The following is a 21,430-nucleotide window of genomic DNA, read 5'->3' as shown; positions in this document are numbered from 1 at the left end:
CTTAAAAAAGTTGAAATCAAAAATATTAAAGAAACAAGCTTAATGAGTGTAGATGAAGCTGGGAACGAAACAGATAAGAGCTTGTTATCTGATAAACCGACAGATGTTTCTCCATTATATTTACGTGTGACAACTCACGATAACAAAGTGACAAGACTTGCGGTAAGTTCTGTTGAAGAAGTGGTAGTTGATGGAAAAACATTGTACAAAGTTGTAGCAAAAGCTCCAGATTTAATTCAACGTAGAGATGATGATACTTTCAGTGAAGAATATGTTCATTACTTTGAAAAACAAAAGGCACACGAAGGTGATGTATATTATAGTTTTAACGACTTAGTAACAGCTATGAAGGCTAACCCAAGTGGCACTTTTAAACTTGGTGCAGATCTTAATGCTGCTAATGTTCCAACTCCAAGTAAACAATATGTACCTGGTAAATTTAGCGGAACGTTAACAAGTGTTGATGGAAAACAATATACTATTCATAATATGGCTCGTCAGTTATTCGATAATGTTGAAGGAGGTACAGTTAAAAATATTAATTTAGGTAATGTTAATATTAATATGCCTTGGATTGAGAATATTTCTGCACTATCTAGAGTAATTAAAAATACAACTGTTGAAAATGTTAAGGTAACTGGTAGTATTTTAGGTAAAGATGGTATTGCTGGTATTGTAAATAAAGGTGATGTTGGAGGTCTTCTCAAAAATGTTGCCTTTGTTGGTAAATTAACAGGTGTTGGTAATAAAGGCTGGGATATTGGTGGTATAGCTGGAGAACTTTGGCGAGGAAATATTAAACATGCTTATGTGGATGCTGATATTGTTGCAGATAGAGCACGTATTGGTGGACTTGTAGCAAGAACAGATAATGGTTCTGATCCTAATGGAATCGATAAGTACGCCTCTGTTCGTAATGCTGTTACCAAAGGGACTATTAATGTGAAGACACCAGTTGATGTAGGTGGTTTCATTAGTAAGAACTGGACATGGGGACGTGTTGCTGATACAGTCTCAATGATGAAAGTTAAAAATGGTGAGGAATTCTATGGTTCAAGAGATTTAGAAGTAGAAGATGGCTATTATACAAGAAACTGGATTGAAAGAAACTACGTTGTTAAAGATGTGAGTGAAGGTTCTCACTCATTTAATGGTTCTCGTAGTAATCGAATCAAAGAAATCAGCTTAGAAGAAGCCAATAAGAAAATAGAGTCATTCGGAATCACAGCTGATAAATTCGAAATTGCTCCACTTGTGGAAGATAAACTGAACCTAGCAAAATCAAAATCTGATACGTATAAAGAGATTCAAGATTATAAAGCTGATCGTGAACTAGCATACCGTAATATTGAAAAACTTCAACCATTCTACAATAAAGAGTGGATTATCAATCAAGGGAACAAAATTCCTGAAGGATCTAAATTATTAACGACTGAAGTATTATCTGTAACAGGTATGAAAGATGATCAATTTGTAACTGATTTATCAGATGTTGATAAGATTATGATTCATTATGCTGATGGTACGAAAGAAGAAAAAGCTGTATCACCTAAAGCTACGTCAAATGTGGAACAAGTAAAAGAGTACGGTATTACAGATTTAGGAGATGTTGTTTACACACCAAATATGGTGGTTAAAGACCGTGCTCAATTATTAAGTGATGTTAAAGCGAAATTAGATACGATTACTCTTGAATCTCCTGAAGTTCGTGCTATAACAGGTAATGTTGGAGCATTATACTTAGAAGAAAGTTTTGCAGAAGTAAAAGGAAATCTTGATAAATTAGTAAAAGCTCTTGTTGAAAATGAAGATCATCAGTTAAATGGTGACGAGGCAGCTATCAAAGCACTGCTTAAGAAAGTAGAAGATAATAAAGCTAAAATCATGATGGCACTTACTTACCTTAACCGTTATTATGGTATTGAATATGGTGACTTAAACATTAAGAATATAATGATGTTTAAACCAGATTTCTATGGCAAGACACCAAGTGTTATTGACAGATTAATTCGAATTGGTTCGCAAGAAAAGAACTTGAAGGGTGATAGAACTCAAGATGCATATCGTGAAATTATTGCAGGAGATACTGGTAAAGGTGATTTACGTAATTTCTTAGATTATAATATGCGTCTCTTCACAAATGATACAGATCTTAATGACTGGTTTATCCATTCAGCGAAAAATGTGTATGTTGTAGAACCAGAAACAACAAATCCAGATTTCAAAAATAAACGTCATCGTGTCTTTGATGGTCTGAATAATAATATGCATGCCCGTATGATTTTACCATTATTGAACTTGAAAAAAGCACATATCTTTATGATTTCAACTTATAATACTATGGCTTATAGTTCATTTGAAAAATATGGTAAAAATACAGAAGCTGAACGTGAAGCATTCAAGGAACGTATCAATTATGTGGCTAAAGCTCAACAAACATACTTAGACTTCTGGTCACGTCTTGCACTTCCAAATGTTCGTGATAGATTGCTTAAGAGTCAAAATATGGTTCCTACACCTGTATGGGATAATCAAGCTTATGCGGGTATTAAAGATGCTAATCGTCGTGGATATGGTTCAGATGGTAAAGTAGCAACACCAATTCGTGAGTTGTTTGGTCCAACAGACAGATGGCATCAAATTAATTGGAATATGGGAGCTATGGCTAAAGTATATGCAAATCCATATGAAGATGAACAAGTTTTCTTCATGGTAACAAATATGTTAGAGGACTTTGGTATTTCAGCATTTACACATGAAACAACTCACGTAAATGACCGTATGGCATATCTTGGTGGTCATAGACATCGTCAAGGTACAGATCTTGAAGCATATGCGCAAGGTATGTTACAAACACCTGATAAATCAACATATAATGGTGAATATGGAGCATTAGGGATTAACATGGCTTATCATCGTCCAAATGACGGAGATCAATGGTATAACCCAGATCCTGATAAATTACAAACTCGTGAACAAATCGATCACTACATGAAGAACTATAATGATGCCCTTATGATGTTAGACCATCTTGAGGCTGATGCTGTATTACCGCAGTTAAAAGGAAATACAAGTCGCTGGTTCAAGAAAATGGATCGACAATACCGTAGTGGAAATTCAGGTCATCAGTTCGATAAAATTCGTGAGTTGACAGAGGATGAGAAAAAAGTAGCCATCAGCACTATTGATGATTTAGTGAATAATAACCTGATGACAAAACATGGAGCGCCTGGAGATGGTACTTATAATCCATCTGACTTTGGGTCTGCTTATGTCAATATGAATATGATGACAGGTATCTATGGTGGAAATACGAGTCAAGGTGCACCTGGTGCAGCATCCTTCAAACACAATACATTCCGTATGTGGGGTTACTTCGGATATGAGAATGGATTTGTTGGATATGCTTCTAGCAAATATCAAGGTGCAGCTGATAAAGAAAATAATAAGCTATTAGGTGATGACTTCATTATCAAGAAAGTTTCTAACGGAAGATTCACTAATCTTGAAGATTGGAAGAAAGAGTACTTTAAAGAAGTGAAAGCAAAAGGTGAAAAAGGATTTACTGCCATTGAGATTGATGGTAAACAAATTACTAACTATGCTGAGCTAAAAGCCTTATTTGATAAGGCGGTTGAGGCTGACTTAGCAGGTAGTGGAACAACCAAAACTGTAGAACTTAAATCAAAAGTCTTTAAAGCACTTCTTAAGAATACAGATGGATTCTCAGGACAATTATTCAATCCTTAGAATCAACGAAAAGACCCTTCGGGGTCTTTTTGTTTTTTACACTTCCAATTTCCATTGTTTGCCCCAAAATTGGATTTTTGGTATACTACAGAAAGCAACGTGATTGCTAAATTTAAGAAAAGGAGTCGAGTAAATGAAAATTGCGATCGTAACGGATAGTACTGCGTATTTGACACCAGAAGAACGCCGTGAGTGGAATATTCATGTATTGCCACTATCAGTTATTTTTGGACAAGAAAGTTATCGTGAAGAACAAGATTTGACAACTGCCGATTTCTATGAAAAAGTAAAAAATTCAGAGGTATTCCCAACGAGTTCACAACCAGCAGTTGGTGAAACAATTGAATTATTCCGTGAATTATCCCATCATTATGATGCTATTATTCCAATTCTTTTATCCAGTGGGATTAGCGGAACTTATCAAACAGTTGTGACAGTTGCAGAAGAATTACAAGATGAAGTGTTGATTTATCCAATCGATTCAGGAATTAGCTGTGCACCTCAAGCTCGTGCAGTTCGTCTTGCTGCAATGATGGCAAAAGATGAACAATATACAGCTAAAGAAATTGTAGCTTGTGTTCAACAATTAGTAGATCGTACAACAGCTTACTTCATCGTAGATGATTTGAACAATCTTCAAAGAGGTGGACGTTTATCAGCAGGTGCTGCATTAGTGGGTTCTATGTTGAAAATTAAACCAATTTTAACATTTGAAGATAAGAAAATTGTGGCGTTGGAAAAAATTCGTACACAACAAAAAGCGATGAAGCGAATTGAGCAATTATTTGAAGAAGCTACTCAAACAACAGATGGAGATGGATACGAATTAGTCATTATTCATGCGAATGCTCCAGAAGCAGGAGAAGCATGGCGTGCTCAAATTCAAGAGAAATATCCAAAATTAAGAACGTCTCTAGCATATTTTGGTCCAGTTATTGGAACACATTTAGGGCAAGGCGCTCTAGGATGTTCATGGGATATTGTTATTGAGAAAAATTTAGAAAATATTGAAGCTTAAACTCATAGGATGGAAATAGAATGATGAATTCTATTTTCATCTTTTTTGTTTGTAAAAAATTTCCAAATAAAAAATATTTTCCGACATTTTTTTCGTATATATAGTTGAGGTGGTTTGAATGAAGATTGCTCGAGATTCAAATGGAGAATTAGTCTATGTATATAAAGGAATTGAATTGGATAAATCAGAATATTATGCTTGTCCGACTTGTGGGGAGCCTGTTCAGATTTGTCAAAAGAAAAATGGGGAGTATTTTTTTAGGCATGTAACACAAGCAAGGCATGATGGAGAAACAGAGGCTCATCAAAAAGGAAAAGAAGAATTACAAGAAAGCCTCGTACAACAAGGATATCAAGCAGAATTAGAACGATATGAAGCGTTAATTGGACAAATTCCGGATCTTACTATTGAATTAGGTGAAAAAGAATGGGTGTTGGAATATCAATGTAGTGTCATTCCAATAAAAGAAATGATAACTCGAACAAAGGCATTAGAAAGTTTGGGGAGAGGTGTATCGTGGATTCTGGGGAAGAAATTTTTACAAAAAAACTTATGTGAGATGACTTTGTATTGTGTTCGACATCATCCCAAATTAGGAAATTATGTGTGCTTCTATACGGATAAGCAATGGATCATTCATCATCATTTAACCTTGTACCTTCATAAAAGGAAGTATCTATTTCAGGAGAGTCGGTGTGACTTAAATAAACTCGATTGGAAGAAAATGTTTCAGATTTTTGAAGAGTCGGAAAATGTACAAATTTCTCCAACAAAAAGTAAAGAGCAGGCATGGACAAAAGAAGAGTGGCAAGCATTTGTTTTAAGTCTGCAAAAAGAAAATCGACAATTTCTAGAAGCGCTCTATCATCATAGGTGGACGTTTAATCAACTAGAGATTTGCAGTCATTACCCGAAATATTCATGGAGTATGAAAACATCTAATATCATTTGGCAGGGGTATTTATTAATGGAGATTGATAGGCTAAAAATGAATCAGATTTTTTCTATTCAGCAATGTTATGAGTATATGCAAAAATTAGCCAGCATAAAGAAAATTCGTTTTTCTTTATGTTATGAGCAAAAGAAAGTTTGTAAGTGTGAGATAGAAGCTTTTTTGAGAAAAATGATGCAAGAAACACATTGTCTGGCTCGATTACCAGACGGAAGGTGGAAGAAAATAAAAAACTAGCAAGAGAAGGAGAGGTCTCTTGCTAGTAGTCAATTAAGCTTTAAATTGTTGATGAATTTTTTTGAAAATTGGATATAAAATTGGAACAGTAATAACTGTGAAAGCAGCTGAACCAAATGTTCCTAAAATTTTAGTGAAAGCTGCAATGAATGCAGGAGTAAATGCTAGTCCACCCATAATCATTCCACGTAAGAAAGTGTATTTGACTAAGTTTAAAATGATTTTAATGACAGCAGCTAAAATACCAATTCCGATAATGTTTACAGCTTTGTCGTTTTGGTGAAGTGTTTTTTCATAAACAAGGTGAATTCCCCAGCATACGATAAGAGATTCTAAAATCGTAATCCAAACTTCAGCGGCATAACCGTTTAAAATATCGAAAATTCCTAATCCTAAAGTAGCAGCAATCGCCCCTTTTTTACTACCGAATACTAAGCATCCAACAACGACTAGGGCATTTCCAAAGTGGACGAATTGGTGTCCTAAAGGAATTCTAAATAATTGAACTCCTAAGAAAATTAAAGCCGCAAATAATGCGATTTGTGTTAATTCACGTAATGAATAATGTTTCATGTATAATTCCTACTTTCTATGAATGAAATAATTGTGTGAGAAGATGCAATTGTGGCTCGAAAGCAACTCCGTATTGTAAATCTTTTTCTTGAGTAATCGTTTTTTGAAGAGTAGCGTCAAGAAAAGTTGTAGCAATGGATAATGCTTTTTCTAAAGAATATCCTTGTAAAATACAAGCACTTAGAATTGCTGAGACAATATCTCCAGTTCCAAAAAAATGATGCGGATAATGCGGCGTAAAAGCTGTCGCAAATTGTTCTGTTGCAGCATCGTAGCTCAATAATCCGATGGAACCAACTTCAGTTTGAATACCCGTCAAGATAACTTTTTTAGCTCCTAAACCTGCTAACTTCTTAGCGAGTTCCTGGTAAGCTTCTACTGGTTGCACTCCTTCTAAATACTCTGTTTTAGTTAATAATGCAGCTTCCGTAAGATTGGGAAGAATGACATCTGCTTTGGAACATACGGTTCTCATTTGTTGGACATATTCTTCTGTAAAGCCGCTATATAACTTCCCGTGATCGCCCATAATTGGGTCGACGATGAGGAGAGCATCTGGATTTTGAGTGGTATGATAGTCTAATAAGAGTTTTAATTGCTCGATTTGTCTGCAATATCCAATAAATAGAGCATCTGTTTTTAAGCTTAATGCTTTCCATTGTTCTAAACTTTGTTTTGTAAAGTCTAGTAGTTCTTGGATAGCAATTTGCCCAAATCCTCCTGTATGAGAGGATAGTAAAATGGTTGGTAAAAGTATCGTTTCAATCTGGCAACAAGCCATAATAGGAATGGCAGGAGTCAGCGCTACTTTTCCGATTCCGGATAAATCATTGGCCAATATAATCCGTTTTTGTACCACGAAAGCACCTCCTATTTTTAGAAGTTGAACTCATTGTAATTCAGGATGGGATAAGGTACAATATTTTTCGAATAGAATTGTACCGGTACAGATAGAGAGGTGTGTCATGTTTAAATATCAAGAAGTAAGTCTGCAAATTCGTCAGCAAATCGAAGAAGGTACTTATAAAAAGGGAGATCGACTTCCTTCGATTCGTGAAATGATTCAACAGTATGAATGTAATAAAGATACGATTTTAAAAGCGTTACATCTCTTAAAGGAAGAAAGTTTAATTTATCCAGTTGAAAAGAGTGGGTATTATGTGTTGAAAAATCGAGTACCCGTTCGAAATACGACAAAAATAGGCTTGCCGAATCCAATGCAATTTCCGATTGAAGATTTTAGAAAATGTTTGAATGAGTCAGTTATGGCAAGTTATGAAGGAGCTACTAATCAGAAAGAATCCATCCGAGGAGACCGTGAATTAATCGAAGCAATGGTGCCATTATTAGAAAGTTATGGAGTGTATGCAAAGGAAGGACAATTATCCATTACAACGGGGACACAACAAGCGTTATATATTTTACTTCAACTCATTGGTACAGGTGGACTTTTATTAGAACAGCCGACGTATAGTCGTATGAATCAATTAGTGAAGGAATTAGAAATTCCGTATCATATGATTGAACGAGAACAGACACAAGACACCATTTCATTAGAAAAGTTAGAACAAATTTTTCAAAGTGGTACGATTCGTTATTTTTATACGATTTCTAGATTTCATAATCCTCTTGGGATGAGTTATCCAGATAGTGTTAAAAAGAAAATAGTAGAACTAGCAGAAAAATACCAAGTCTATATTATTGAAGACGATTATATGGCGGATTACGAACGAGGAACTGCAACGCCTTTGCATTATTTTGATACGAATGAGAGAGTCATCTATGTAAAATCATTTTCGTCGATTTTATTTTCTGCTTTTAAAATGGGAATCGTCGTACTGCCAAATGCTTTAATAAAGGAATTTGAAAAGAGGAAGCAATTATTAGATTTTGATTCGAATTTACTCATGCAAAAAACATTAGCATTATTTATTCAAAATGGATTATTCGAAAAACATCGACAAAAAATGGTGGCGCACTATCACGAAAAGTCCCAACAATTTAGACAGTTATTAGAACAGTCAGCGTTAGAAAACATACATTTACATGGGACACAATTGTTATTAGAAAATCGTCAATTATCACTTCTAAAAGAGCAGCTAAATGCTGAAATAACAATCGACACATTAGAAGATGCCTATATTGAAGAAAAAACACCGCAAATTTTTTCATTAGATGTCTATGCTTTATCAATGGAAGAAATGCAAGATTTAATACACTTACTAGAAGAGAGGGGGGAAGTAGATGAATAAGGAAGAGATTTTAAAACATTATTATGGGTACGATAGTTTCAGACCTGCACAAGGAGAAATTATTGAAACAATTTTATCCAAAAGAGATGTTCTAGCAATTATGCCCACTTCTGCAGGAAAATCGATTTGTTTCCAAGTTCCAGCGTTAATGTTAGAAGGCATTACAATTGTGGTGTCGCCCTTAATTTCCTTAATGTATGATCAAGTGACTTCGTTAAAAGAAATGGGAATCCAAGCAATTCTACTCAATAGTGCCATGACTTCAATCGAATATTATCAAGCAATTGAACAATTACAAAGAGACGAAGTGAAGTTATTATATGTTGCTCCAGAGCGGTTTGAACAAGAAGGATTTCTAGAGATGATGCAAGGAATTCAGATTAGCATGGTTGCAGTTGACGAAGCACACTGTATTTCACAATGGGGGCAAGATTTTAGACCTAGTTATCAAAATATCGACACATTCGTTGCGCAACTTCCTGCTCGTCCGATTGTGGCAGCTTTTACCGCAACTGCTACTCCAAGAGTTCGTCAAGACATTAAGCAACAATTAAAATTACAACATCCTTTTGAAGTGGTGACGAGTTTTGACCGTGCAAATTTATATTTTGGAATGGAAGAGCCAAGAGATAAAATGAGCCGTCTACTAGAGTTAATTAAGGAAAAGGAACCGACGATTGTTTTCTGTAATACACGTAAAGAAGTCGAAAAAGTCTGTGAGAAGTTACAAAAGAAGGGGATTGCTGCGGATTGGTATCATGCAGGATTAAGCCCTGAAGCTAGAAGCAAAGTACAAGAAGATTTTATTTTCGACAGAATTGATGTCATTGTAGCGACGAATGCATTTGGAATGGGAATTGATAAGTCCAATGTGAGAAAAGTGATTCACTATAATATGCCTAAAGACATCGAAAGTTATTATCAAGAAGCAGGACGTGCCGGTCGAGATGGAGAGCCTGCGGAATGTATTTTATTATATGGGGCAAAAGACATTATTATTAATAAGTTTTTAGTGAAACAAAATCAAGATAAAGTCGGTATGGCAAAACTCAATGAAATGATTGATTATTGTCGAACAGTGCGTTGTTTAAGAGGATTTATGCTAGATTATTTTGGACAAAAAGATGTTCCAGAAGATTGTGTGCATTGCACGAATTGCTTAAATAAAGTGACGTTAACAGATGTGACACCACAAGCGCAAATGATTTTATCGTGTATTATTCGAATGAAAGAACAATACGGAATGAGTAAAGTGTCAGAAGTGTTACGAGGAAGTAAACGTGCGGAGATGAAAGCACTTCGTTTAGATCAATTATCCACGTATGGCATTATGAAAGATTATTCGGATAAAGCGTTAAAAGAATTTATGTCGTCCTTAATTGCGGATCGTTATATTGAAGTGGAAGGATTACAATATCCGATTTTACAAGTGAGTGATTTAGGAAAGAAAGCATTGAAAAATCGTGAGAAAATCGAAGTGAAACCAATTGTTGCTCAAATTCTGCAAAAACCAGATGCGATTCAGCAACATAAAGTACAAGATAATGCACCATTTGATGAAATCTTGTATGACCGATTACGTTCAATTCGTATGGATTTAGCATTTGCTCAAAATGTTCCACCATTCTTAGTGTTCTCAGATAAAACGCTGAAAGAATTTTGCCGTCATTTACCAACGACGGATCGAGAATTCTTACAAATTAGTGGAGTTGGGGAGAAAAAACTAGAGACTTATGGGGAAGCCTTTATGCAGGTCATTCGTGAGTATAAACAATAAAGATTGCTTGCTAAAATTTCTTAAATCATTTGCATTTTTAGTGTGCCTTTGGTATAGTATTTCTTATAAATTCAACATCTCCATAAGGGAGTAACTTGCAACGAAAGTTGTGGTAATATCAACAACAAGTGAACCTGTTTCGCTGGTATTATCTTAATTAGTGAGACTTATGCTATTTTCAAGTCCTTGAAGTAGTATAAGTCTTTTTTTATGGGGATAAAAAATATAAAGGAGTGTCGACTTTGACAAAACAAGCCGCATACACACAAACGGAAGAACAAGTTCTTTCAAGTGTACAATCTACTAAAGAAGGGTTAACTTCTGCTCAAGCAAAAGAACGTTTAGAAAAATACGGTCCGAATGCTTTACAAGCAGGTGAGAAGACTACTTTACTGCAAAAATTCATTAATCAGTTTAAAGACTTCATGATTATTGTTTTACTTGCAGCAGCAGTTATTTCATTTTTTGCCCATGAAGGAGCTCCAGATCCAACGGATGCAATTGTAATTTTAGCCGTTGTTATCTTAAATGCAATTGTAGGGGTAATCCAAGAATCAAAAGCAGAAGAAGCAATTGAAGCATTACAAAAAATGGCTTCTCCAGTTGCGACAGTTTTACGTGATGGTGAACCTGTTCATGTAAAAGGGGAAGACATTGTAGTTGGAGATATCGTGATTTTAGAAGCAGGGGATGTTGTTCCTGCCGATATGCGATTATTAGAAGTAAACACGATTAAAATTGAAGAAGCTGCGTTAACAGGGGAATCTGTACCAGTAGAAAAAGATTTAGTCATTCCTGAAGGGGAAGATGTTGGTATTGGTGACCGTTCAAATATGGCATTTGCTAGTACAAATGTAACTTATGGACGTGCATTAGGGGTTGTTACAGCAACAGGTATGGATACTGAAGTTGGTAAAATTGCCCATATGTTAGCGAACACGGAAGAAAGTAAAACTCCATTACAAGAAAACCAAGATGCTTTAGGTAAATGGTTAACGATTATGATTTTAGTCATTGCCGTTATTATTTTCGGAATTGGTTTACTCCGTGGATACGAATGGACTCATATGTTATTAACAGCGATTGCGATTGCAGTTGCAGCGATTCCAGAAGGATTACCAGCTATTTCAACGATTATCTTAGCATTAGGAACTCAAAAAATGGCAAGCCGTCATGCATTAGTTCGTAAATTGCCTGCTGTTGAAACATTAGGTGGTGTTGAAGTTATCTGTTCAGATAAAACAGGTACGTTAACATTAAACCAAATGACTGTTGAAAAAATGGTATTCAATAATGAAATTCATGATACTCACGAAGAAATGAACGAATCAATTTCAGCACTTCGTATTATGAATTTAGCAAATGACACTAAAATTACAGAAGAAAAATTAATTGGTGATCCAACTGAAACTGCAATGGTTCAATTTGGATTAGATAAAGGCTATGATGTACGTGTTGATTTAGAAAAAAATCCACGTGTAGCAGAAGTACCATTTGATTCAACTCGTAAATTAATGTCAACGATTCATCAATTAGAAGCTGGAAACTATTTAGTAGCAACAAAAGGTGCTCCAGATATGTTACTTGAAAAAGTAACTCATATTGAAGAAAACGGACAAGTTCGTCCAATTACTCAAGAAGACCGTGATACATTAGCTCGCTTAAATAAAGAAATGGCGACTCAAGCTTTACGTGTATTAGCAATTGCTTATAAATACATTGACCAAGTTCCAGAAACAATGGATCCAGAATCTGTTGAGTTTGACTTTGTATTTGCAGGATTAGTCGGAATGATTGACCCTGAGAGAAAAGAAGCAGCTATAGCGATTCAAGTTGCTAAAGAAGCAGGCATTCGTACAGTGATGATTACAGGTGACCACCGTGATACAGCCCAAGCGATTGCAAAACGTTTAGGAATTTTACGTCCTGATCAAGAAGATGGTGTCCTAACAGGTGCAGAATTAAATGAAATTTCTGATGAAGAATTAGCACGTACGATTGAAGATTACTCAGTATATGCTCGTGTATCTCCAGAACATAAAGTTCGTATTGTAAAAGCATGGCAAGCAGATGGAAAAGTTGTTTCAATGACTGGTGATGGTGTAAACGATGCTCCATCTCTAAAACAAGCCGATATCGGTGTCGGTATGGGTATTACAGGTACAGAAGTATCTAAAGGTGCTAGTGATATGGTTCTTGCAGACGATAACTTTGAAACAATTGTTGTAGCGGTTGAAGAAGGTCGTAAAGTATTCTCAAATATCCAAAAAGCAGTTCAATATTTATTATCTGCAAACTTCGGGGAAGTTATGACTTTATTTATTGCTACAATGGCTGGTTGGTCGATTCTTGAACCAATTCACATTTTATGGATTAACTTAGTAACAGACGTATTCCCAGCGATTACATTGGGAATGGAAGATGCAGAAGCGGATATTATGAAACATCCACCTCGTGGTAAGAGTTCTAACTTCTTATCTAATGGGGTATTACCAAGTATTTACTATCAAGGTTTCTTCGAGGGTGGAGTTACTTTATTCGTATATTGGTATGCGACTCATGCTGCTGGTTGGGGAGTTCCAACTGGTGAAACAATGGCATTTGCGACTCTTGGTTTAATTCAGTTATTCCATGCATTTAACGTGAAATCTGTTTATAAATCTTTAGCAACTGTTGGAGTATTTAAAAATAAAATGTTCAACATTGCGATTGTTGTGTCTGCTTTAATGTTATTATCAGTACTAGTAGTTCCTGGTTTAACAACTGTGTTCAGTGTGACAGTGTTGAATTTAGAACAATGGTTAGTTGTGTTAGCAGCTGCATTCTCAATTGTTCCATTCGTTGAAATTGCAAAAGCAATTATGAGAGCAATGGGCTTGGACCAAGACTAAATAATTTTTTATAGACTTTTCTTACAATAGCTAGGACGCAAGCAGCCTCGCGAAAGCGAGTCTCATTGCTAAATTTTGAGCCTGTAGTCTCAAAATTTCCTGTGACAGAATCGGCTTTTGCCGGTTCTGTCACTACAGCTATGGAGAAAAGTCTATTTTGTTTGTGCCATAAGAGGATTTTACGTTTGAGATGTTTTTTGGTAATAGACTTGTCTATAGTTGCTAGGACGTCAGTAACTATGGAAAGTCTTTTTTTGTTTGCAAAAATTATCACTTTTATAGCTTATAAATGTTGGTATGATAGAAATATAGTTTCTAACTTTAACGACTAGTAAAAATAAACAATGCTGAAATCGGTCAAATTTCGTTGACCCGACTGTGATAATTCGGTATAGTACCACTTGTATCACGTGACATTTAGAAATATTAAAGTGAGGAAATTTAATGAAATTAAGAAATTTATTTTTAACAGCAGTTGCTGCAGTAACATTAGCAGCTTGCGGAAATCAAACAAGTAAACAAGAAACAGCAAAAGAAACTAAACCAGCTGAACATGTAAAAGTAGCCGTTGTAGGTAGCGCTGCTCATGAAATCTGGGACTTCGTTGCTGAAAAAGCGAAAAAAGAAAATATTGATTTAGAAGTTGTAGAAATGAATGACTACGTATTGCCAAATACAGCATTAGAAGAAGGGTCAGTTCAATTAAACGCCTTCCAACATCGTGCATATTTAGCACAATGGAACAAAGATAAAGGTTCAGATATTAAAGAAATCGGAACAACATTTATCGTGCCATTATATTATTTCTCAACAAAATATAAATCATTAAAAGATTTACCTGAAAATGCAAAAGTATTAGTACCAAAAGAAGTTGCGATTCAAGGTCGTGCATTAGTAGCATTAGAAACAGAAGGATTAATTACCTTAAAAGAAGGGGTAGGAACAAAAGCCTCTCTAGCTGATATTACAAGCAATCTACGTAACTTAGAAATTATTGAAGCAGAATCAGCTCAAGCACCTCGTTTATTACAAGATGTAGATGCAGCTTCAATCAATGGTTCAATGGCTCAAGATGCAGGATTAAAAGTTGAAGACTATATCTTCACAGATGCTGATCACTTAGATACAATTCCAAAAGATCGTTTCAATATCATTGCTGCTAATGCTAAAGATGCTGATAATCCAACATACAAAAAAATTGTTGAGTTATTCCAAGCAGATGATGTAGCGAAGAAAATGAATGAAATTGGACCAGGACAATACTTCCCAGTGTGGAATGCAGAAAAATAGTCTGATATAAAATAGTCATCTCTCTCCAAACGAACAACTTTCACCATTAAAGGTGTCAGTTGTTCGTTTTATTTTGTTTTTTAAGGCTAGTTTTTATCTTGAAAAGCAAAACGGAAATAAGAATACGTACATTAATTTGTTAAAGCAATAAAAATATACGTATTTTGTATTGCTTTTCAACCAATGATGAAGTATACTAACCTCGTTCTTAATAAAACACTTAAAGGAGCTAGAAACTTCATGGAAAATTTCTTTCAATTAAAAGAAAATAAAACAACTTTTGGGACGGAACTTTTAGCGGGGCTTACAACATTTTTTGCAATGTCTTATATCATCTTTGTAAACCCTAGTATTCTTAGTCAAACAGGTATGCCATTCCAGGCAGTATTCCTATCTACTATTATTGCTTCTGTCGTAAGTACATTAGTAATGGGTCTATTTGCAAATGTACCTTATGCATTAGCACCAGGGATGGGGTTAAATGCGTTCTTTACATTTACAGTAGTATTTGGATTAGGATTTTCTTGGCAAGAAGCATTAGCAATGGTATTTATTTGTGGTTTATTAAATATTTTCATTACAGTAACAAAAATTCGTAAAATGATTATCCAAGCAATTCCAGTTAGTATGCAACATGCCATTGGTGGAGGAATTGGGGTATTCGTTGCATATATCGGATTGAAAAATGCAAACTTATTAAGTTTCTTAACAGATGCTAAAACAATTACAACGATTAATAATCAACCGTTTCAAGCGACTACAGAAGCTTTTAAAGGCGGTATTTTCTCTGTTACTTCTAATGGTGGGGTAGTTCCTTCATTAGTGAACTTTACTCAAAGTGATGCACTATTAGCATTAATTGGATTATTCATTACAGTTATTTTAGTCATTAAAAATGTTCGTGGAGCAATCTTAATTGGAATTATCGCTACAACTTTATTAGCAATTCCAATGGGTGTCGTTGATTTATCAACAGTGAATTGGTCTCAAAATTCATTAGCTTCAGCATTTTCAGATTTACAAGTAACATTATTTGCAGCATTTGGTCCTGAAGGAATGGGTAAATTATTCTCAAATCCTGCTAAATTACCATTAGTGTTAATGACGATTTTTGCATTTAGTTTATCGGATACATTTGATACATTAGGAACATTTATTGGAACAGGTCGTAAGACAGGAATCTTCTCAGCAGAAGATGAAAGAATGTTAGAAGAAGGTTCAGGTTTCTCTTCTAAAATGGATAAAGCTTTATTTGCAGATGCGATTGGAACTTCAATTGGGGCAGTTTTCGGAACAAGTAATACAACAACTTATGTAGAAAGTGCAGCAGGTATCGGAGCAGGAGGTCGTACTGGATTAACAGCTGTAACAACAGCAGCATTATTAGCAGCTTCAGCATTATTAGCACCATTTGTAGGTATCGTACCTGCAGCAGCAACAGCTCCAGCGTTAATTATTGTAGGGGTGATGATGTTATCATCTTTTGCAGATGTACAATGGGATCATTTAGACGAAGCTGTACCAGCATTCTTTGCAGGAATCTTTATGGCACTTTGCTACAGCATTTCATACGGAATTGCAGCAGGCTTCATCTTCTACTGCTTCATTAAAACATTAACAGGCAAATCTAAAGAAGTTCACCCAATTTTATGGGTAGCAACAGGGTTATTCATTTTGAACTTCATTATTTTAGCCTTTCTATAGCTTTTCCCTTATATCTTTTCTCCCAAAGAGGTAAAATGAAGTTACGATTTTAGTAACTTCGTTTTGCTTTATAAAGGAATTATTAAGGAAATAAAAAGAATTGTTTGGAATTCATTTAATTTCAAACATTTTCTAAAAAGCTATGCTATAATGTTGTAGAGTTCAAAAGAAAGGAATTGAAATATGATTACATTAAAATCAAATCGTGAAATTGAAGCGATGAACGAATCTGGTTCATTATTAGCGTCTATTCACGTTGCATTACGAGACTTTATTAAACCGGGAGTAACAACTTGGGAAATTGACCAATTTGTTCAAAAGAAAATTGAAGAAGTGGGTGGCTCAGCTCCTCAAATTGGATATGAAGGATATAAGTATGCTACTTGTACAAGTATTAATGACGAAATCTGTCATGGATTCCCTCGTCGTAAACCCTTGAAATCAGGAGACTTAGTTAAAGTTGATTTCTGTGTAGACTTAAAAGGAGCATTATCAGATTCCTGTTGGAGTTACATTGTTGGAGAATCTACTCCAGAATTAGATCGTTTATATGAAGTGACAAAAAAAGCACTTTATTTAGGAATCCAACAAGCACAAGTGGGTAATCGTATTGGAGATATTGGTCATGCGATTCAAACGTATGTAGAAAATGAAGGGTTCTCAGTTGTTCGTGAATTTATCGGACATGGAATTGGGCCAACGATTCATGAAAGTCCATCTGTTCCTCACTATGGCGAACCAGGAAAAGGTCTTCGCTTAAAAGAAGGAATGGTTATTACAATTGAACCAATGGTGAATACTGGAACATGGAAATCAGAAATGGAAAGTAATGGTTGGACAGCTCACACATTAGATGGTGGATTAAGTTGCCAATTTGAACATACATTAGCGATTACAAAAGATGGTCCACGTATTTTAACATTACAACCTGATCATACGGAAGATGTGTTATAGAAGTTTAAAGGAGGAATAGCAATGGCTATTTTAGTAGCAGGGGGAGCAGGTTATATCGGTTCTCATACAGTAGTAGAATTAGATAAAGCGGGGTATGAAGTTGTTATTTTAGATGATTTTTCTAATAGTTCACCTGAAGTGTTGAAACGATTAACAACGATTACAGGAAAAGAATTTCCATTTTATGAAGGATCTATTTTAGATCATGACTTTTTAACAGAAGTATTCTCAAAAGAAAAAATTGATTGCGTGATTCAGTTTGCAGGTTTCAAAGCAGTAGGAGAATCTGTAGTCAAACCGTTAGAATATTATCATAATAATATTACAGGTACATTAGTGTTATTAGATGTCATGAGAAACTTTGGAGTGAAAAATATTGTTTTCAGTTCAAGTGCAACAGTTTATGGAATGAATAATACGGTACCGTTTAAAGAAGGAATGCCAACAAGTGCAACAAACCCTTATGGATATACAAAAGTGATGTTAGAACAAATTTTAAATGACGTAGCTTTTGCTGATAAAGAATGGTCTGTTACAAACTTACGTTATTTCAATCCGATTGGAGCTCACGAAAGTGGCTTGATTGGTGAAAATCCAAATGGAGTTCCCAACAACTTAATGCCTTATATTACACAAGTGGCAGTTGGTAAATTACCACAGTTAAGCGTATTTGGGGATGACTATGATACACATGATGGAACAGGGGTTCGAGACTATATTCACGTTGTGGATTTAGCAAGAGGACATGTTCTTGCAGTGAAAGATAATATCGGAAATCCTGGAGCTAAAGTATATAACTTAGGAACTGGAATTGGTTATAGTGTATTAGACTTAGTTCATGCATTTATGAAAGAAAATAATGTAGAGATTCCATATAAAATTTGCCCACGCCGTGCTGGAGATATTGCCACTTGTTATGCAGATGCTACAAGAGCAAAAGAAGTTCTAGGTTGGGTTGCTGAAAAAGACTTAAACGACATGGTTCGTGATTCTTGGAATTGGCAAAAAAATAATCCTCAAGGATACTAGAAATAAAAATATTTTATAAACGGAAAATTCGTTTTTTTACATTTTATTGTACAAAGTCTCATCAATAGGTGAGGCTTTTTTACTTTTTAATATCGAAATAAAATAAATTTTGATACAATAGATTAGGAAGAAGAACGGAGGGATATCATGCAAATAACAAAAATTGAAGTGCAAAAGAAAAAACAAAATCGTTTCAATATATACATTAATGACGAATTTGCATTTGGAGTCGATGAAGCGACCTTATTAAAATTTGCATTAACAAAAGGGACAGAATTAACGCAAGGTACAATCCGTGAAATTGAACAGGAAACACAGTATCAAAACGCCTATCAAAAAGCGTTGCATTTTTTAAATTTTAAGCTTAGGACAGCAAAAGAAGTATATGAAAAGCTCGAGAAGCTTGAAGTGTCTGATGAAGTGATTAATAAGGTTTTACAGCAATTAATGGATCATGGTTTCGTCAATGACCAGTTTTATGCTGAAAGTTATGTGCGAGAAAATTTTGCATTACAGAAAAGAGGTCCAAAAGCTGTAGCGTTTGAATTAAAGAAAAAAGGGGTAAATGATTCTATTATTCAAAAAGCGTTGGCAGAATTTGATGAAGCGATACAATTAGATCAAGCAATCGAAATTGCACAAAAATATGTTGATAGACAAGGGAACGCACCTGTTAAGACGGTAAAACAAAAAGTGTATGGCTTTCTATTGCAAAGAGGATATGATTTAGATATCGTACAATCAGTGATTTCAGAATTAACATTTGAAAAACAAGAAGAGAATGAAGAAGAGTTAGTCATGAAACAAGGAGAGCGAATTTTGAAAACTTTACTTTCTAAATATGAAGTGACGGATTCCCAAGTATGGTATCAATTAAAAGGAAAGTTGTACCAAAAAGGTTTCAGCAGTTCGGCAATTGATGAAGCGATTGAAAAGTTAAAATTGGAGAGTGAAGAATGGATTTAGAACAATATGGAATAGAAATGTGGTCTGAAGAGAAAATTGCTTCATTTCAAGAAAAATTATTAGCATGGTATGACAAAGAGAAAAGAGATTTGCCATGGAGACGTTCGAATAATCCTTATCATATATGGGTAAGTGAAATCATGCTGCAACAAACAAGAGTCGACACAGTTATTCCGTACTATCATCGGTTCTTAAAAATTTTTCCTACAATTGAGTCTTTAGCAAATGCACAAGAAGAAGAGTTGTTAAAAGTTTGGGAAGGTTTGGGTTATTATTCCAGAGTCAGAAATATGCAAAAAGCAGCTATACAAATTATGGAAGAATTTGGCGGTAAATTTCCAAGTACGATGGAAGAAATTCAAACATTAAAAGGAATTGGACCGTATACAGCAGGAGCGATTGCTAGTATTGCCTTTAATTTGCCAGAACCAGCAGTAGATGGGAATTTAATGCGTGTCATTAGCCGATTATTTGAAATAGGATTAGATATCGGGAATCCATCTAATAGAAAAGTATTTCAAGCAGTTGCAGAAAAAATTATTTCAAAAGAACGTCCTGGGGACTTTAACCAAGCATTAATGGACTTAGGATCAGATATTGAGTCACCAGTAACTCCGCATCCAGAAGATAGCCCAGTAAAAGAATTTAGTGCAGCCTATTTAAATGGAACAATGCATTTATATCCAGTGAAAATTCCTAAGAAAAAGCCTGTACCAATGAAGTGGCAAGCATTTGTCATTCAAAATGAAAAGGGACAATATTTACTAGAGAAAAATACTTATGCTGATTTATTAAGTGGATTTTGGCATTTTCCATTAATAAGAGATTACACTCCAACAGATAAACAGTTGAGTTTATTAGATGAAATAGCGGAAGAAGTTGAAGATTATCCAAATAAAAATATTCCATTAGAAACGCAATTTGAATCGATATATCAAGTAAAAATTCAAAAAGATAAGAAGTTGAAAGGTGTAGTTAAACATATTTTCAGTCATCAAAAATGGGAAATAGAAGTAACAACATATGAAGTTCAAGAAAATTACAGAATAGAAGAATTAAGTGATAGAGAGTTAAGATGGGTAGAAGCAGAAGAGTTTCATAAAATGCCATTTTCTAAAGTACAAACAAAATTATGGAAATATGTATCAGGGCAACTCAAGAATAATAAGTAGTAGATATTCACACACGCGATGAAATGTGCTATACTACAATCGAGAATGAATGTAAAGAAAAGGGAGCTTTTCTAAAATCGATATAGAAGGTTGGACTCGTGATGCAAAATCCAAGAGAAGGAGAATTCATCACTGTCAAGAGTTATAAACATGATGGCAGTCTTCATCGTACGTGGAGAGATAGTATGGTCTTAAAAACAAGCGACCAAGCAATTATCGCTTGTAATGATCATACACTAGTAACTGAAGCGGATGGAAGACGTTGGCTAACAAGAGAACCAGCATTGTTATATTATCATAAGCATTACTGGTTTAATGTAGTAACCATGATTCGTCAAAAAGGAATATCCTACTATTGTAATCTCGCTTCTCCCTATGTATTAGATAAAGAAGCGTTAAAATATATTGATTATGATTTAGATATTAAAATATTCCCGGATGGTGAAAAAAGACTATTAGATGTCGACGAATATGAACAACACCGCCGACAAATGCATTATTCAAAAGAAATTGATCAAATTTTGAAGGCGAATGTTGAGATTCTAGTCGATTGGATTAATAATAAAAAAGGTCCGTTTTCACCAGAGTATGTTGACTTATGGTATGAACGTTATTGTCAACTAACCTATCGTAAACAATAGCTCAAGGTAGTGTGAGTAAGAGAGTGTTTTGAAGCGAATGCTTCAAAACACTTTTTTCTTAAAAATATAAAAAAAGTTGTAAAAAGGACTTGAAAAGTTTTTCCAGCTATGGTAAATTATAAACACTGTTAACGAACGTTCGCGTTTGAAGCGATTACGAAAAATAAATTTTAAAAATAATTTAAAAAAGTTGTTGACAGAGAAAAACACCTATGATAATATAT

The 21,430-nt window shown here is 34.8% G+C and carries 15 protein-coding genes; 13 read left to right on the top strand and 2 right to left on the bottom strand.

Translation table 11 applies throughout. The annotated features are described in order from the left end of the window. From RWZ86_RS05460 to RWZ86_RS05450, 3 genes are all read left to right on the top strand, one after another. Positions 1 to 3,750, top strand: a 3,750-nt coding sequence (locus RWZ86_RS05460) for a ZmpA/ZmpB/ZmpC family metallo-endopeptidase (RefSeq protein ID WP_314680528.1), incomplete at its 5' end; no start/stop codon positions are given. Between the two features lie 133 nt (positions 3,751 to 3,883). After that, positions 3,884 to 4,768: a DegV family protein gene (locus tag RWZ86_RS05455; protein ID WP_314680527.1), complete on the top strand. Its 885-nt coding sequence runs from the start codon at positions 3,884 to 3,886 to the stop codon at positions 4,766 to 4,768. A gap of 118 nt (positions 4,769 to 4,886) precedes the next feature. Then, positions 4,887 to 5,957 (top strand): competence protein CoiA family protein, encoded by a 1,071-nt coding sequence (locus RWZ86_RS05450; RefSeq protein WP_314680526.1) that lies wholly within the window; start codon positions 4,887 to 4,889, stop codon positions 5,955 to 5,957. A 33-nt stretch (positions 5,958 to 5,990) separates the two neighbouring features. On the opposite strand, the gene RWZ86_RS05445 is transcribed toward RWZ86_RS05450, so the two are convergent. Then, a complete protein-coding gene (locus RWZ86_RS05445; protein ID WP_314680525.1) occupies positions 5,991 to 6,530 on the bottom strand; it encodes an ECF transporter S component in 540 nt (179 codons plus the stop codon). A 16-nt stretch (positions 6,531 to 6,546) separates the two neighbouring features. Beyond that, a complete protein-coding gene (locus RWZ86_RS05440) occupies positions 6,547 to 7,389 on the bottom strand; it encodes a pyridoxamine kinase (protein WP_314680524.1) in 843 nt (280 codons plus the stop codon). Positions 7,390 to 7,495: 106 nt separating this feature from the next. On the opposite strand from RWZ86_RS05440, the gene RWZ86_RS05435 reads away from it, so the two are divergent. The 10 genes from RWZ86_RS05435 to RWZ86_RS05390 all read left to right on the top strand — a co-directional run bounded on the left by RWZ86_RS05435 (position 7,496) and on the right by RWZ86_RS05390 (position 21,206). After that, positions 7,496 to 8,782: a PLP-dependent aminotransferase family protein gene (locus RWZ86_RS05435; RefSeq protein WP_314680523.1), complete on the top strand. Its 1,287-nt coding sequence runs from the start codon at positions 7,496 to 7,498 to the stop codon at positions 8,780 to 8,782. After that, positions 8,775 to 10,559: a DNA helicase RecQ gene (gene recQ / locus RWZ86_RS05430; RefSeq protein WP_314680522.1), complete on the top strand. Its 1,785-nt coding sequence runs from the start codon at positions 8,775 to 8,777 to the stop codon at positions 10,557 to 10,559. The genes RWZ86_RS05435 and recQ overlap by 8 nt, the downstream gene beginning before the upstream one ends. Positions 10,560 to 10,792: 233 nt before the next feature. After that, positions 10,793 to 13,450: a cation-translocating P-type ATPase gene (locus RWZ86_RS05425; RefSeq protein ID WP_314680521.1), complete on the top strand. Its 2,658-nt coding sequence runs from the start codon at positions 10,793 to 10,795 to the stop codon at positions 13,448 to 13,450. A gap of 444 nt (positions 13,451 to 13,894) precedes the next feature. Continuing rightward, a complete protein-coding gene (locus tag RWZ86_RS05420) occupies positions 13,895 to 14,740 on the top strand; it encodes a MetQ/NlpA family ABC transporter substrate-binding protein (RefSeq protein ID WP_314680520.1) in 846 nt (281 codons plus the stop codon). A 240-nt stretch (positions 14,741 to 14,980) separates the two neighbouring features. Beyond that, a complete protein-coding gene (locus tag RWZ86_RS05415; protein WP_314680519.1) occupies positions 14,981 to 16,444 on the top strand; it encodes an NCS2 family permease in 1,464 nt (487 codons plus the stop codon). 183 nt (positions 16,445 to 16,627) lie between these two features. Beyond that, complete coding sequence (gene map / locus RWZ86_RS05410; RefSeq protein ID WP_314680518.1) at positions 16,628 to 17,398, top strand: type I methionyl aminopeptidase; 771 nt, start codon at positions 16,628 to 16,630, stop codon at positions 17,396 to 17,398. A gap of 21 nt (positions 17,399 to 17,419) precedes the next feature. Then, on the top strand, positions 17,420 to 18,427 hold the full coding sequence (galE, locus tag RWZ86_RS05405; protein ID WP_314680517.1) for a UDP-glucose 4-epimerase GalE: 1,008 nt from the start codon (positions 17,420 to 17,422) through the stop codon (positions 18,425 to 18,427). Positions 18,428 to 18,574: 147 nt separating this feature from the next. Then, a complete protein-coding gene (gene recX / locus RWZ86_RS05400) occupies positions 18,575 to 19,393 on the top strand; it encodes a recombination regulator RecX (protein WP_314680516.1) in 819 nt (272 codons plus the stop codon). Beyond that, positions 19,384 to 20,565 carry an A/G-specific adenine glycosylase gene (mutY, locus tag RWZ86_RS05395; RefSeq protein WP_314680515.1) on the top strand — a complete coding sequence of 394 codons (1,182 nt, stop codon included), beginning with the start codon at positions 19,384 to 19,386 and terminating at the stop codon, positions 20,563 to 20,565. Before recX ends, mutY begins: the two co-directional genes overlap by 10 nt. 101 nt (positions 20,566 to 20,666) lie before the next feature. After that, the gene (locus RWZ86_RS05390; protein WP_020991225.1) at positions 20,667 to 21,206 is read left to right on the top strand and encodes a DUF402 domain-containing protein; all 540 of its coding nucleotides are present in this window, start codon (positions 20,667 to 20,669) and stop codon (positions 21,204 to 21,206) included. The last annotated feature ends 224 nt before the right edge of the window (positions 21,207 to 21,430 follow it).

This window comes from uncultured Granulicatella sp., assembly GCF_963545075.1.
In the GTDB taxonomy this organism is placed as follows: Bacteria; Bacillota; Bacilli; order Lactobacillales; family Aerococcaceae; genus Granulicatella.
The sequence above is the reverse complement of the archived record's forward strand: the minus strand, read 5'-3'. Positions and strand labels throughout refer to the sequence as shown.

Bases quoted from the DNA above. Each gene is read 5' to 3' on its own strand.
- mutY (WP_314680515.1), top strand. From the start codon at position 19,384: ATGGATTTAGAACAATATGGAATAGAAATGTGGTCTGAAGAGAAAATT.
- RWZ86_RS05455 (WP_314680527.1), top strand. From the start codon at position 3,884: ATGAAAATTGCGATCGTAACGGATAGTACTGCGTATTTGACACCAGAA.
- RWZ86_RS05420 (WP_314680520.1), top strand. From the start codon at position 13,895: ATGAAATTAAGAAATTTATTTTTAACAGCAGTTGCTGCAGTAACATTA.
- recQ (WP_314680522.1), top strand. From the start codon at position 8,775: ATGAATAAGGAAGAGATTTTAAAACATTATTATGGGTACGATAGTTTC.
- galE (WP_314680517.1), top strand. From the start codon at position 17,420: ATGGCTATTTTAGTAGCAGGGGGAGCAGGTTATATCGGTTCTCATACA.
- RWZ86_RS05390 (WP_020991225.1), top strand. From the start codon at position 20,667: ATGCAAAATCCAAGAGAAGGAGAATTCATCACTGTCAAGAGTTATAAA.
- RWZ86_RS05435 (WP_314680523.1), top strand. From the start codon at position 7,496: ATGTTTAAATATCAAGAAGTAAGTCTGCAAATTCGTCAGCAAATCGAA.
- map (WP_314680518.1), top strand. From the start codon at position 16,628: ATGATTACATTAAAATCAAATCGTGAAATTGAAGCGATGAACGAATCT.
- RWZ86_RS05415 (WP_314680519.1), top strand. From the start codon at position 14,981: ATGGAAAATTTCTTTCAATTAAAAGAAAATAAAACAACTTTTGGGACG.
- recX (WP_314680516.1), top strand. From the start codon at position 18,575: ATGCAAATAACAAAAATTGAAGTGCAAAAGAAAAAACAAAATCGTTTC.
- RWZ86_RS05450 (WP_314680526.1), top strand. From the start codon at position 4,887: ATGAAGATTGCTCGAGATTCAAATGGAGAATTAGTCTATGTATATAAA.
- RWZ86_RS05445 (WP_314680525.1), bottom strand. From the start codon at position 6,530: ATGAAACATTATTCATTACGTGAATTAACACAAATCGCATTATTTGCG.